The sequence below is a fragment of the Paenibacillus naphthalenovorans genome, assembly GCF_001465255.1.
Classification (GTDB): Bacteria; Bacillota; Bacilli; order Paenibacillales; family NBRC-103111; genus Paenibacillus_G; species Paenibacillus_G naphthalenovorans.
This window is the reverse complement of sequence record NZ_CP013652.1, coordinates 4,500,721-4,515,294: the sequence shown is the minus strand read 5'-3', so window position 1 is coordinate 4,515,294 and position 14,574 is coordinate 4,500,721. Positions and strand designations below refer to the sequence as shown.

At 53.1% G+C, this 14,574-nt stretch carries 12 protein-coding genes and 1 tRNA gene; all 13 read right to left on the bottom strand.

Annotation, left to right across the window (positions count from 1 at the left end):
• Positions 1-9: 9 nt before the first annotated feature.
• On the bottom strand, positions 10-2,505 hold the full coding sequence (gene spoIIE, locus IJ22_RS22155; protein ID WP_062410342.1) for a stage II sporulation protein E: 2,496 nt from the start codon (positions 2,503-2,505) through the stop codon (positions 10-12).
• Positions 2,506-2,851: 346 nt separating this feature from the next.
• A tRNA-Met gene (locus IJ22_RS22150) sits at positions 2,852-2,925 on the bottom strand.
• A gap of 143 nt (positions 2,926-3,068) precedes the next feature.
• Entirely contained in the window at positions 3,069-3,545 is a 477-nt protein-coding gene (locus IJ22_RS22145; RefSeq protein ID WP_054819659.1) for a S1 domain-containing RNA-binding protein, read from the bottom strand.
• 121 nt (positions 3,546-3,666) lie between these two features.
• A complete protein-coding gene (locus IJ22_RS22140; RefSeq protein ID WP_062410341.1) occupies positions 3,667-3,996 on the bottom strand; it encodes an FtsB family cell division protein in 330 nt (109 codons plus the stop codon).
• Between the two features lie 40 nt (positions 3,997-4,036).
• Entirely contained in the window at positions 4,037-4,618 is a 582-nt protein-coding gene (gene yabQ, locus IJ22_RS22135; RefSeq protein ID WP_062410340.1) for a spore cortex biosynthesis protein YabQ, read from the bottom strand.
• Positions 4,615-4,899 (bottom strand): sporulation protein YabP, encoded by a 285-nt coding sequence (yabP, locus tag IJ22_RS22130; RefSeq protein ID WP_062410339.1) that lies wholly within the window; start codon positions 4,897-4,899, stop codon positions 4,615-4,617. Before yabP ends, yabQ begins: the two co-directional genes overlap by 4 nt.
• Before the next feature lie 193 nt (positions 4,900-5,092).
• Entirely contained in the window at positions 5,093-5,371 is a 279-nt protein-coding gene (locus IJ22_RS22125; RefSeq protein WP_054819661.1) for an RNA-binding S4 domain-containing protein, read from the bottom strand.
• Entirely contained in the window at positions 5,371-5,643 is a 273-nt protein-coding gene (locus tag IJ22_RS22120; RefSeq protein ID WP_010501443.1) for an HU family DNA-binding protein, read from the bottom strand. Before IJ22_RS22120 ends, IJ22_RS22125 begins: the two co-directional genes overlap by 1 nt.
• 76 nt (positions 5,644-5,719) lie before the next feature.
• The gene (gene yabN, locus IJ22_RS22115; protein ID WP_062411110.1) at positions 5,720-7,222 is read right to left on the bottom strand and encodes a bifunctional methyltransferase/pyrophosphohydrolase YabN; all 1,503 of its coding nucleotides are present in this window, start codon (positions 7,220-7,222) and stop codon (positions 5,720-5,722) included.
• A 45-nt stretch (positions 7,223-7,267) separates the two neighbouring features.
• Entirely contained in the window at positions 7,268-9,028 is a 1,761-nt protein-coding gene (locus tag IJ22_RS22110) for a putative polysaccharide biosynthesis protein (protein WP_062410338.1), read from the bottom strand.
• A gap of 120 nt (positions 9,029-9,148) precedes the next feature.
• Positions 9,149-9,691 carry a stage V sporulation protein T gene (spoVT, locus tag IJ22_RS22105; RefSeq protein WP_054819640.1) on the bottom strand — a complete coding sequence of 181 codons (543 nt, stop codon included), beginning with the start codon at positions 9,689-9,691 and terminating at the stop codon, positions 9,149-9,151.
• A gap of 235 nt (positions 9,692-9,926) precedes the next feature.
• Complete coding sequence (locus IJ22_RS22100; protein WP_062410337.1) at positions 9,927-11,018, bottom strand: peptidylprolyl isomerase; 1,092 nt, start codon at positions 11,016-11,018, stop codon at positions 9,927-9,929.
• Positions 11,005-14,529, bottom strand: a complete 3,525-nt coding sequence (gene mfd, locus IJ22_RS22095) for a transcription-repair coupling factor (protein WP_062410336.1) — start codon at positions 14,527-14,529, stop codon at positions 11,005-11,007. The genes IJ22_RS22100 and mfd overlap by 14 nt, the downstream gene beginning before the upstream one ends.
• Positions 14,530-14,574: the final 45 nt, after the last annotated feature.

Genomic DNA, 14,574 nt, shown 5'->3' with positions numbered 1-14,574 from the left:
ATCTATCTATTAACTAACCGTCTTCGGACGTTCGACGCGCTGCATTCCCGGCCAGGAGAAGGTAGCCCATTCCGGTTGGAATTTATCAATCCGTGCCACAACCACCGTCATATCATCATAGATATCTCCGTGATGGTACCTTACCACACGCTCGAGCAAAACATCCGCAAATTCCTGCGGGCTGTCCGCCTCGATTTCCGAGATCATTCGCTTCATCCACATTTCTTTGTTGACGGCGTGGCCGGGCGCATCGTAAATGCCGTCGGTCACCATAATCAAAATATCCCCATGCTTCAAAGACACGCTCACGAGATCGATGTCCATGTCCTGCACAATGCCTACAGGCAAATTGTTCGCCGTAACGGCAATCACATCATTCCCCCGTTTGATGAAACTTGGCGTGGAGCCAATCTTCATAAATGTCGTATTCGCGCTGTACTGATCGATCAAGGCCACATCCACTGTCGCAAATACCTCATCCGACGAGCGCAGCATCAGAATGGAATTGAGTGATTTGATCGCCAGCTTCTCGTCCATGCCGGATTGCAGCAACTGCTGCAAAATCGAGAGCGCCGTGCTGCTCTCCGCCCGCGCCCGCTCGCCATTGCCCATTCCGTCACTGAGCGCCACCGCAAATTTGCCGTTGCCCAGCTCTACCGTGCTAAAGCTGTCTCCGGACAGCAAATCCCCTCCTTTCGCCGCTCCGGCGATCCCCGTCTCCACTTCGTATTCCTTGGCTGACCCGAGCAGTACGGCGCTGTACCCTCCTTTTTGCTCGAGCAGCTGCTCGTTCTTGACTGCAATGTTTTCCCCGAGAATATCCGAAAGCAGGGGAGCAATAATTTTACGACATTCATCAAATCCTTTCGTATATTGATGGATAATTTCAATCTCCACGTTCCCTTCATCCAGACTGATGATATCGATGCTGTGAATGGACAGGCCCAGTTCTTCCAATGCGCTGCGGATCTGCTCCTCCTGCATGAAGAGTTCTTGTCCTTCCCGCTTGATTTCCTTGGCCAGATCTTCCATGACCTGAGAAACGCCCGATAGCTGTTCCGCCACAAGCTGACGGCTGTCGATGATTTGCTTTTTCCAATGCTGGTCATTCTTATACTGGCCATACTGTTGTTTCATCACCTCCAGCACCTGATCCGGTTTAATGCACAGCTTTTTCCATTCGGGTAGGATGTCTTTGCGTGTCATGTTCTCGCGCAGCTCTACCTCGGTCATCATGTCGGTCATAAATTTATACGTTTGATAAAATTTGCCGTCCCAGCACTGCTGTCGTTTCCAGCACGATGCACATGATTTTTCGGCCACGGAATTCATGAAGTGCCCGACTTCTTCCTCTTTGTGCAGCGGCTGGGCATCCACCGTAATTTGCTTGAAGCTGCGCGACAGCTGGCGGAATACTTCGGAGAACTGTTCAACGCGGTTTGCCGTTACATCGCGGACCCTGCGGGCATAATCATGCTGTGACTTTAAATTCTCTTGGGTCCCCGGCACATATTTGGCCAACGTCTGTATCACTCCCTTGGGAGTCAGCAGGAACAACGCCACCGCCGCGACCGATTCCCAGGTTGAGTTTAGCACCTGAGCTTGGGTCCCCAGATAAACGGATAAGATGGAGGAACCAAGCAGCATGCCAAGCGCTACCGCCAGCCTGCCGCCTTCCCGGAGCAAGCCCGCCAGCATCCCGGCAAAAGCGAGCAGGCTCATCTGGTAGATTGCACTGGAGCTGGCCAAGCTAAGAATGAGTCCGGAGATCACTCCCACCGAAGCCCCCAAAGGCGCTCCCCCGACAAGCGCGAACAGGAGGATCAAATACCGGGACAGCACATGCTCCAGCGTTACCGGACCAATTAACCAGCCGACCGTCCCCGTCATGACGGACGCAAGCAGAATAATAAGACAGATCACCTCTTCATTTTTTAAACTGTAATTTTTTCTGGATAAGGTAAATACCGGTACGGCCTGCAAAAAGATATGAGTCAAAATCAAGCTGAGCATCGATTCGATGGCCGTCATCATTAAGGTATACCACGTGAGCTCAGCGGAAGCGAGGTGTGAAAACAACTGCACAAAGAAGATGGATGCAAACACGATGACCGGCGCGTATGAAATGTCCGATCGTTCGAACCGTTCCACTCCTCTTTGTATGAGAAGAAACACGATCATGGAGGCCGCAAGATAGCCCGCATTCATAGGCTCTACAGAGAACAGGCTGCCGGCTGTCAGGAACAGGCCGGACCAAAAGAGCAGCTCCCGCCTCAAGAAATACATCACGGCAAAATAAGCGACGGCAAACGGCGCAAGCTGTTCCAGAATCATTGCGCGGCCCAGCAGGAACGCCATCACAAGAAGCAGAATGGACCATCTCTTACCGACAAGCGACTGGACAAGCCTGTTTTCTACGGTGACTCTGGAAACGGACTTCATCGAGCGCTGCATCCACCCGGACCATGCCGTTCCCGCTTTGGAAAAAATTTGACGTTTGTGCATAATATGATTACACCACCCATAAACTATTAGTGGTACCTAGTATACGTGGTGCGTTGTGGAAAGTTTGTCAGAATGAGTTGGTAGATTCAAAGTTTTTTCCGACAAAAAGAAGTCTGTCCGCGAATTTCGTTCAGGCGTTGTCCTACCTGTATTTGTTAGGGCTTTCAAAATGGTTTGGAGAAGAAATTCAGTCTTGTTCCCCTTTGTGTTCGCCGCGGACAAGCACTCTTTGCGTTACAACCTGTCGATTCGGGGAGCTGAAATGGAATATCCGACAAATATTGGAATATTGCACAAAAAAAAGAACCGCTCCCACAGTTTCTATGGAAGCGGTTCTGAGCACTTATAGCGGCGGAGGGGATCGAACCCCCGACCTTACGGGTATGAACCGTACGCTCTAGCCAGCTGAGCTACGCCGCCGCAACAAGCATGAGTATATAATAGCCGGCAAGGGCTTGTCAAGTCCCGATGCGCGAAATATTCGACCCGTAAAATATTTCCTCCGTATGCAAAAAAGCCGTTCGGACTTGGCCAGTCGAACAGCTTCGAAATATCGTTTCCTGCTAGTCTCGGCGTGCGCCGCGACCGCCGCGCTTACCCTCGGTGTTCTTCTTAAGGGAAGAAATGCGGTCTTCGCTGTCTTTCAGGAAGCGAGCCATTTTATCTTCAAAGGAAAGCCTGGTTGCGGGAGGTTTACCACCACGGCCTCCACGATCCCCACGGTCTCCTCGGTTAAAGCCTCCGCGGTCTCCTCCTTGTCTTTCAAAACGAGCGGGCCTTGTCGGCGGAGCAGCATCTACCGGACGATCCACCGTTTGCTTGATGGATAAACCGATTTTGCCGTCTTTGTCGACATTAATCACTTTCACGGTAACGATATCGTTCAGCTTGAGATGATCGTTGACATCCTTGACATAGTTGTCCGCAATCTCCGAGATGTGTACAAGGCCGGTAACCCCCTCGGAAAGCTCGACGAACGCCCCAAAGTGAGTAATGCCTGTTACTTTTCCTTGCAGCTTGCTGCCCACTTCAATTGCCATAAAGTAAACTGATCCTCCCTTAAATAGTTAGCAATGCAAAAAAAACAATAATGAAGCTACGCAGATTATAACTTATGGAGAAAATACGGTCAACACAAGGCGTAGACCATCATTTGCTAGGTTATTTCTGTGGCGGCTTCGGGGTATAAAACAACGTTTCTCCTTGCTTTACATAATGAAGCTCTTTACGGATTTTTTGCTCTACGTATTCCGGGTCATTGAGCCTTTCGATTTCGCGCTGCAGGCTGTCATAGACCTGCTGCGTCTTGGTCAGTTCCTGCTCAAGGGCGCTAACCTTCTCTTTCCGGTCACTGATTTTGTCAGCCTGGTTCCAAAGGGTAATGCCGGCCCAACTCAAAAAGCATGCCAGCACCAGCATCACAAAACGGCGTCGGCGATACGAGCCTTTGTTTTGCGGCTCACTATGTTTTGCTTTAGAAGCTGCCTGCATGAACCTTGTATCCTCCCAGGTTACGATAAGAGCGAAACTCTTATCTGAATTTTTGCAGCCAGGCTGCGACAGTTGTTATCATTTGCTTCATCCATGCGGGAACCGGAATTCGGGCGCGAATCCATCGGCCAATCGGCCTCACCAGCCATACAAGCAATTTCCGCACAGGATAGCATAATTGTATCACAGTTTTATAAAGGAAAATAGCCACCGCGAGCAAAAATCCTAAAAAGATGATCAAAAACCGGTATAATCCGATCGCCGGCTTGACAATAAACACCCGGATCAACTGCTTTCCAATGCGAACGGCGGCCAGCACAATGCGGATCAATAACCGAATCACCCAGATGACCGCACGGCTAAACACCAAAAAATATAAAACGATGCCGATGCCAAGACCAAGAAAAATAAACGGGCGAACCTCGCCCCAGTTGCTCTCATAAAGAAGCCTGAACACGATCAGCGTGCCGATGAACCAATACAGGAGATCCAGGACGGCTTTCATCCAAGAGGGTACTTTCAGCTGGCCAGCAAGCACCCGGTACATGTCGAACAGCACTCCCAGCGCGAGCCCTCCTGCAGACATCATGCCCAGCGTCACAAATTGAATCTGCAGCGTCACTTAAACAGTTTACCGAAAAATCCCTTGGTTTTCCCCTGGGAGTTTGCATCCACATACGCCAGCTCGTTGACATACCCTTCAATCGCGACCAGGCCCTGCTCGAGACTTAAATTTTTGATATGTAAATTTTGGCCTTTGATCATCAGATAGCCGCACTCGGTTTCCAGCAAAAACTCCTCGCTGTCGAAGCTTTCCACATTCAGCACTCCGGATACTTCCAGCAGCTTGCGGTTGAGCATTTTAATCTCCTGGCGCTTTACCTTCCCCGGCAATTCTGCCATGGCACGTCCCCCTCCTCATCACTTTGGCCTGCCCAAAGCATGCTTACTATAAACGTATGGGGGTCGTCCGAGGTTTAGAACTCCCAATCGGAATCCGATGCGCCATCCTGCAGGATCCGCCTGTGACCGGAAATTACCGCCAGACTAAAAAGAGACCGAGCATCCGCTCAGTCTCTTCTTGATCGAAATCGGATCACAACAAAAAGTCCGAATCACGTTTGTTCATTTCTTCTTTCAGCAGCGTGTACATCTTGGCCGCGTCTTCCTTGCGGGTTGACTCGGACAGCAGTTCCACGCGAACGGTGACCAGCTTCTGCCCGAATTGAATCGTCAGTTCGTCGCCTACCTTCACCGTGCTGCTGGGTTTGGCTTCCCTTCCGTTAATCCAGACGCGGCCCTGTTCGGATACGTCCTTAGCGACCGTACGGCGCTTAATTAAACGGGAGAGCTTGAGAAACTTGTCAAGCCGCATTATTTCACCGCTTCTTTAAGCTTGTTGCCTGCTTTAAAGGCTGGAACCTTGGATTCTGGAATTGTAATCTCTTTACCGGTTTGCGGGTTGCGGCCCGTGCGTCCGGAACGTTTGCGAGTTTCAAATGTGCCGAAACCAATTAACTGAACCTTGTCACCATTCGACAAAGCTTCTGTTACTTCGCCAAGAAAACTGTTTAATACAGATTCCACGTCTTTTTTTGTAAGGCCGCTTTTTTCAGCGATGTTGTTGATCAAATCGGTTTTGTTCATGAGTAAATATCCTCCTCTTTGAATGACGCTAAGCTTATGTATTCTTTGCTTGCATAGGAAATTCCTGCAAAGATGCTTATTTTTTTAGAACTTTTTTTGCTTCCTGCCAAAGAGATTCCATCTCCTGCAAATCAGTTTGGTCAAATGTCTTGCCCTTTAAACGCAGCTGCGATTCAATATAGCTGAATCTGTCGAAAAATTTTCGGTTGGCGTCGGCCATGGCTTCCTCGGGATCCACCTTCAAAAAACGTGCAAGATTCACGACGGCAAACAGCAAGTCACCAATCTCCTCCTGCTGCTCCGCTTTACCGAACCGTTCGATCGCTTCCTTCACTTCGACCAACTCCGATTCCACAATCGGCAGCACCTCTTCCAAAGCGCTCCAATCAAAGCCAACGCCGGCGGCTTTCTTCTGAAGCTTATACGCCTTCATCAGCCCCGGCAGATCGCGCGGCACGCCCGACAGCACCGATTGCTCGTCAGGGTTTATGCCTTTACGGCGTTTTTCTTCGTCTTTGATCTGCTGCCAGTTGCTTAGCGCTTCGTCCGCATCCTCCGCCTGCATGGAGCCGAATACGTGAGGATGACGGCGGATCAGCTTTTCGTTGAGCTCCTGAATCACATCGAATACGGTGAAGGAGCCGGCCTCCGCTTCAATTTGCGAATGCAACATGATTTGCAGCAGCAAGTCGCCTAATTCTTCGCACATATGATCTGGATCGTCGTCGTCGATCGTTTCCAGTACTTCGTAGGCCTCTTCAATCAAGTTTTTGCGCAGCGACTTGTGCGTTTGCTCCCGGTCCCACGGACACCCTTCCGGGCTTCGCAGAATGTGCACGATTTCGTGCAGGCGGGAGAAGGTGCGGCTGCGCACATCGTCCCGATCCGTCCGCGGCACCCACACCAATGACAAGTTGCCGTAACCTTCTACACGGTCAAGCTCATACAAAGGCACCTCACGAACGCGCTCCTCCCCTGTCACGCCAAGCGAATGGCCAACGGTTACCGGATAGTCGTCCGGGTACAGTTCCATCAGCGTCAGCTTCACATCCGAGGCCGTATAGACATCATACACTTGTCCGATCAAGGTATGCAGCTGCGGATTCAGGGAGCTTGCCTGAAGCGAGGTACCGTCAAGCAGCTGAAAGCCCTCGATGGGATCAAAGCCGAGCCTCAGAAAGGCCTGATCGAGAAAGCTCTCGCCGCCCATGAACCCGAGCAGCACGCCTTCGGCCGGACAACGCTCGCGAAGCAGCTGCACCGTCCGCTCGGCGACCATCGGATGTCCGGGGACGGCGTACAGCACTTCCCCCGCCCCTGGAGTCTTCGCCCGGGCGATCAGCGTAGAGGCGATCGTTTCGTACACCGTGTCGAACGCCTCATTGGCTTCATATACGGCGTCGAACGTCTCATAGCGCAGCCCGTGGTGATCAAGCATCGAGACCATCGGATGCTCCTTGGTGCGCAGATACAGCGCTCCGCCCGTCGTGCCGGTGGATTCGAGCTTTCTCCAGACGCCGAGCGTCAGTTGATTCGGGTCGCCGGTTCCGAGGCCGACAACGGTAATTTGCGGTTGCATAGACATGCGCAAGCGCCTCCTTAGGTTTTGATGCGGCGCTCCGCTCTAGGGGAGCAGCCGGAGTCTGCGCAGCAGCGCTAGGGGCTTGCCCCCAAGCTTGGGCACCTGAGCCAGCTCCGCGGCGCTCACCGCGCCCAGACGCAGCAGCGCGAACGCGAAAGCCAGCGCCCCCAGCGCGACGCCGCTAAGCGCGATGATCGCGGCCATGCCCCGCTCGGGCAGGGCCACAGGCAGCCGTGCAAGCAGCGGCGGAGCGCCGTGCGTCACGGCCAGCAGGCCGAGCGTCATAAAGCCGACCGCCAGCAGCGGCTTTATGACGGCGCGGCCGCCCGGGGCCGTGATGCCGGCGGCGCGCAGCGCGTGCGCGAGCGTGAGGCCGCCGGCGAGCGCGTAGGCGGCCACCGCGGCTGCCGCGGCGCCGGCGATGCCGAAGCGCGGCACAAGCAGCGCGTTCGCCGCGACCTTCACGCCGGCAGCAAGCAGCAGATACAGCGCCGGCGCACGCACGGCGCCAAGCCCTTGCAGCACGCTGCCGGCGACAATATTGATCACCGAGAACAGCGCGGTGAACGAAAGGATCGCCATCGCCGCCGTACCATCGGCGCTTTTGAAGAACATTACGTTCAGCGGCTCCGCCAGCACGGCCAGACCGAACGAGGCGGCGAGCCCGATCATCCAGGTGAACCGCAGCGATATCTCCGCCCTGCTGCGCGCTGCCGCCAGATCTCCCCGCTGTCTGGCTTCCGCCATCGCCGGCACCAGCGCCGCCGACATGGAAGACGCAATCATGGCAACCAGTTGCACCAGAGGCAGGCCGTGATGATAAAGCCCGAATTGATAAAGCGCCCCGGTTTCGTCATAGCCTGAAATTCGAAGGAGCCTGGGCAGCGTGAAGGAATCCACAAGTGTCAAAATCGGAACCGCAATGGCGCCGAGGCAGAGCGGAATCGCGTAGACCGTCAACCGTTTCATCAGCGCCCAATCCCGCTTCCATTGCCAAGCGCCGAAGAGGGAAGAACCGCCGACCGCACCCGTACTCCCCAGCGTTTCGCGATCCCTCCGCCAAAAAAACAGCATGACCGCCAAACCCGCCATCGCACCTGTCACAGAACCAAACGTGGCGCCTGCGGCAATCCTTTCCGGTCCATAACCCAGATGCATGAGCACGATAAGCAGGATCAGCATCGTACCCACCCGCACCGTTTGTTCGGCAACCTGCGACCAAGCGGTCGGAACCATATTTTGAAATCCTTGATAGTAGCCGCGCAGGCAGGACATGACCGGTACGATCAACAGTGCAAACGACACGCTGCGAATCGCCTCGACGGTTTGCGAAGCACCTATCCATCGCGCGATCGTATCGGCTCCGGAATACAGCAGCAGGAAGAAACAAATTCCCGTCGCCATCAGCGCAACCAAGGCCACACGAAGCACACGGCGCGCTTCGTCGAAGCGGCGGGCGGCCGCATACTCAGATACAAATTTCGATATCACCAGCGGAAAACCGGCCGTCGCCAAAAACAAAATTAAAATATAGAGCGGATAAACCGCGTTATAAATGCCAAATACCGCATCGCCGGCCAAATTCTGAAGCGGAATTTTCTGCAGCGTTCCGATCAGCTTGGAGATGACGGCGGCCATCCCCAACAAAGCAGCGCCTTTTAGCAGCACCGAGCCCGCGCGTTCCCCATCGGTCCGCCCCTCCGGCCCGAACGCCTTGTTCGTCTCCTTTCCTCCGATGCTCTCCCTCTCCTTCTTGCCGTACCGCACTAAAGCTTGGCTTAGCGTCCGTCTTAACGCCAACATTATACCGCACTTGCCGCCCATTTTCCAAAACCAAGCAAAAAAGCTTCCCGATATCCCTTCAAGAGGATGCCATCAGGAAGCCCTGCTTTCGCTTTTTTGCGGTTGATCTTCAGCCGCACATCATTGTTCCATTTGCTTGGCGAGGAAGCCCGCAGCCGTTTCCGCCATTTTGAGCTCCATTTGGCCCATTTTCACACTTTCATCCTTGCTGACCAGAATCACCGCTCCGATCGGGTCTCCGCCCGCCACAATCGGAGCAATCACATACGAGCTGTAAGTTTCATTTACATCCTTGGAAATTTCATATGACCCGCTGCTGCTTTCTATCGAAGCCTTGCGGTTTTCCATGCATTGTTCAACGAGAGAACCGATCGGCTTGTCCAAATATTCCTTCTTGGAACCGCCGGCTACGGCAATCATGGTATCGCGGTCCGATATCATCGTAATGTGGCCTGTACTTTCATATAAGGACTCGGCATATTCTTTTGCAAAATCACCCAGTTCACCGATAGGAGAGTATTTCTTAAGAATCACTTCTCCGTCGCGGTCTACAAAGATTTCGAGAGGATCCCCTTCCCGAATCCGCAGCGTACGGCGAATCTCCTTGGGGATGACGACCCTGCCAAGATCGTCTATACGACGAACGATTCCAGTTGCTTTCATAATTCTAGATGCCTCGCTTTCCTGAGAGTTAGATACAGACTGGACTCTAATTTATGCCAATGGAGGGAATTGAACTAATCTTAGTATTCTTCGATTCCCAAGTGGTTATGCATGATACCTGGCGCTTGATCCTTGCGGTCATCGGTTCATTATGTAAGAATGTCCGCCGCTGTTTACATTATGTCCAAAAAAATGAAAACAAAACAGGGCATCCATACGGGTGCCCTGGTAAATCTTACTTGCCGTTTTCCGTCTTTGGAGCATCGGATTGAGGAGCGTCCGGTTGCGGAGCTTGCGTACCCGGCGTTTCTGCGGGCTTAGACTCTTCCGGCTTAGGCAGATTGTTCGTCTCAATAAGCCCAGGAAGCTCTTTCTCCATAAATTCATGCACCTTGTTTTGCGCCGCTTCAGAGCGTAAGTCCGGCTTTACTTCATCAAACGTTTTGGTTTTGCGGGATTCAACCTTCATGATATGGTAACCGAATGTCGTTTCTACCGGATCGCTGATCTGGCCGATCGGAAGCTCGATAGCAGCCTGTTTGAATTCAGGCACCCATTGAGAAAGAGGCATATCCGTATAGGTCCCCCCCTTATCCTTGGAGCCCGGATCTTCCGAATATTCCTTGGCCAGCGCGGCAAAGTCGCCGCCCTGCGTCAGCTTGTCCTTTACTTCTTTCGCCCGCTTTAAGGCTTCTTCCTTCGTACGAGTCTCTTTCCCCGTCGCCGGATCATTAATGCCGATGAGAATATGGCTAACCGTAGCGATATCGTAGGCGTTCTTGTCCTGCGTCAGCTTCTGGTCATAAGCCGCTTTGAGATCCGCATCCGGAATTTTGCTCTCTTCCGACACGAAAACTTGAATGCTCTGATGCACGAATTCATCCAAGTCCTTTTCCGTAATGTTGTTATCCTTCAGCAGCTTTTCCATGCCGCCTTCCTGCATACCCATAAAGCTTTTAAGCTGTTCAAGCTGCTGCTGCGACTGCTTGTCGGCTTCCGCTTTCGCTTTGTCGTCCGCACGGGACGCCAGAATCTTGAACGCAACCAATTGATTCATCATGTCATGCTGAAACGCCGGCTCATCTTTATACTGCGCATACTGCTGGTTAAAAAGCAAATTGACGTTCATAAATGTTTCAAATTCCCCGCGTGTCACCTGGCCGCCGTCTTTGTACGTGACAAGCACTTCATCAGGATTGCCTTCCGGCGCCGCGGTGGAGCCGCCCTCGTCTTTCTTTCCGCATCCTGCCGTTACACCAATAATCAATATGAGTGCGAAAAGAGCCAAAAGCCCTTTTTGCAACGGGTTCCCTTTATTTTGCCACATTCTGCAGCTCTCCCTTCGATTTCAAAACACGCTTGTATTGTACCAGAAACCTTTCCAGCAAATCGATGGATTCTTCTGGTTTTAACCCTTTGCCCTTCAGCTCGATAATGATTTGCTGCCCGCCGATCAGTTTGATCCGATTCTCGAATTCGCCTGACAATTGGTGCAGCTTCTGCCCGTCCAAATTGTCGTTTTGTCCAGGGTGAATCCGAAGCTCGTAATCCAAACCTTTCTGCGAGATCGTTTCGATCCCATACATCGCGCCGTAGACCTTCAGGCGGGCCGCCTTGAGCAGATTGACCACCGCCTGCGGCAAATCGCCGAACCGGTCCACGAGTTCATCCTCCAGCTCCATCGCTTCATCCAAGGTTTGCACAGCCGCCACTTTTTTGTAAATTTCAATTTTCTGCACGCTGTCATAAATGTAATCGCCGGGAATATAGGCATCCAACTGAATATCAAGCTGCGTTGACCAAACCTTTTCTTCGGGCGTCGTTTCGCCGCCCATTTCCTTCTTCCGCTTATTAATTTCTTCTCCTAGCATCTGGGAATACAGGTCGAATCCAACCGATGCGATAAAGCCGTGCTGTTCGGCACCGAGCAAATTACCGGCGCCGCGAATGGAAAGATCTCTCATGGCAATTTTAAACCCGGAACCCAGCTCCGTAAACTCCTTGATGGCTTGAAGACGTTTTTCCGCTACCTCCGTCAGCACTTTGTCCCGCTGATAAGTAAAATAGGCGTAGGCGATCCGGTTGGAACGTCCGACCCGACCGCGCAGCTGGTACAGCTGCGAAAGCCCCATCTTATCGGCATCATGGACAATGAGCGTGTTCACGTTTGGAATGTCGACTCCGGTTTCAATGATGCTCGTGCTGACAAGAACGTCATATTCTCCGTCAAGAAAATCCAGGATGGTCTTCTCCAGCTCCTGCTCCGACATTTGGCCGTGAGCTACGGTCACCCGCGCATCGGGAACGAGCATCGAGATTTGTTCAGCCATTTGGGTAATTCCCTGTACACGGTTGTACAAATAGTATACCTGGCCTTCACGGGCAAGCTCCCGCTCGATCGCCTCACGTACCAAAGAAGCGCTGTACTCTACGACGTAGGTCTGTACCGGGAAACGGTTTTCCGGGGGCGTCTCAATGACCGACAAGTCCCTTACCCCAAGCATCGACATATGGAGCGTGCGCGGGATCGGCGTCGCTGTCAAGGTCAGCACGTCCACGTTCGTTTTGAGCCGCTTCAGCTTTTCCTTGTGCGAAACACCGAAGCGCTGCTCCTCGTCGACGATAAGCAGACCCAAATCTTTGAATTGGATATCCTTGGACAGCAGCCTGTGGGTGCCGATCACGATGTCCACGGTACCGTTCTTTATGCCCTTCATCGTCTCCGTTTGTTCCTTCTTGGAACGGAATCTGCTCAATACGTGAATGTTAAACGGATAACCCGAGAAGCGTTCCCTGAACGTCTCGTAATGCTGCTGGGCCAGAATGGTCGTCGGTACCAGAACCGCTACTTGCTTCCCGTCGATCGCCGCTTTGAACGCTGCGCGGATCGCCACCTCCGTCTTGCCGTAGCCAACGTCGCCGCACAGCAGCCGATCCATCGGCCGGGGCTTCTCCATATCCCTCTTGATCTCCTCAATGGCACGGAGCTGGTCTGCTGTTTCCTCGTACGGGAACATCCCTTCGAACTCCTGCTGATAGGCGCTGTCTTTGGAGAATGCGTATCCGGGAGTCGCCTGGCGTTCGGCATAAAGCTTGATCAGATCGTCCGCAATATCCTGCACGGATGCCCTTGCCTTGCTCTTGACCCGGTTCCAGTCGGTCCCGCCCAGCTTATACACTTTCGGCTCTTTGCCTTCCTCGGCGCCTACGTACTTCTGGACATGGTCGATTTGATCAATCGGTACCGACAGCTTGTCGCCGCCGGCATACATAATGTGCAGATAATCTTTATGAATCCCGCCAACCTCAAGCGTTCCGATGCCTACGAATTTCCCGATCCCGTGGTTGACATGGACGACATAATCCCCCACCTTAAGCTCCTGGTAGCTTTTGATGCGTTCGGCGTTCTCAATCTTTTTGTCTACCTTGCGGGCCTTGCGCTGCTTTTGGGTGAACATTTCGGCTTCGGTAATAACGACAAGATGAATGCTGGGCAGCTCAAAACCGGTCTGCAGGCTGCCGTCCACAATCTGCGGCTCTTCAATGTGATAATCGGCCAGCACCCGCTTGATTCGCTCAATCCGTTCAGCCCCGCTGGCCACCATCATCACCTGGGCGCCGGATTTTTTCCAGCGTTCCATTTCGCTTTTGAGCAGATTCATCTGGCCGTGGAAGTTTTGCATCAACCGGCACATGAAATTGACGATATTCTGCGGCGTCACCTGCTGTACCTGACGTAGGAACAGCGACATGTACAGCGTTGGATAAGCTTTGCGAAGAAGCAGCGTCTCATAAGGCTTGGACAAGGCCAGCGCCGGGATGCATTCGCCGTCCTGCAGCGACGAGGTCGTCCATTCGGCCTCATCCTTCTCAAGCTGCTTTGCCGTCTCCAGCAGCCTCGAGGGTTCGTCTACAATGATAATCGAATCCTTCGGCATGTAATCCAGCAGCGTTTGCCGTTCCGGAAACAGGAGGGAGACATATTTGAATATCCCTTGAAAGTGCTGTCCTTCCCGAAGCAGCTCGATTTCGTGTCCCATGCCTTCAAGCAGCTTGTCTTTGGCGGCCCGGTCCGTCATTTTGCCGATCTGCTCCTGAAGCAGCTCGTAGGCATGCTGCGCCGCTGATTGTAACCGGTTACGATCGGCCACGATCTCGCGGCAGGGCAGAATGGTCAGTTCGTTCACTTTATCGATGGACCTCTGGTCTCCCGCATCGAACGAACGAATGGAGTCGACTTCAATATCGAACAGCTCGATCCGATACGGATGAGGCGATGTGAGGGGATACAAATCGAGAATTCCCCCGCGAACGCTCATCTCTCCCTTGTTTTCAACCCGCTCCACCCGTTCATATCCCAGCTCGACCATGCGGCTTACCAGCTGGTCCAGCTCCACGGTCTGCCCTACTTCAATGCGGAACTGAGCCTGAACGATGGAATCCCGGCTTGGAAGCAGCCTACGCATCCCCGCATAAGGCACTACGACGATGCCGCGGAAATCTCCAGCCAGACGGGACAGCGCATCCACTCGCTGTGCCAGCATCTCGGGGCTCGCGATTGCCGCCTCAGCGGCAAGCAACTCCTGGGCAGGGAACAAAAGCACCCGGTCCCCAGGCAGCAGTTCGGCTAAATCCTCGTACATTTTTTGTGCAGAAAACATATTGTGCGTCACGACAAATAAAGGCCGCTCCAGCTCCTCATAAAGCGAAGCGAGCATAACCTGACGCGAGGAACCAGTTAATCCGGCGATTAACTGCTCCCTCATCCCCGTGCGAATGCCGGCAACCACGGATTGAAAATCAAGATCCGCGGCGAACGCCCGAATTAAAGCCTGCAAAACAGGACACCCCTCTCAACCGCGTAACACTAAAAAGCCTATAGC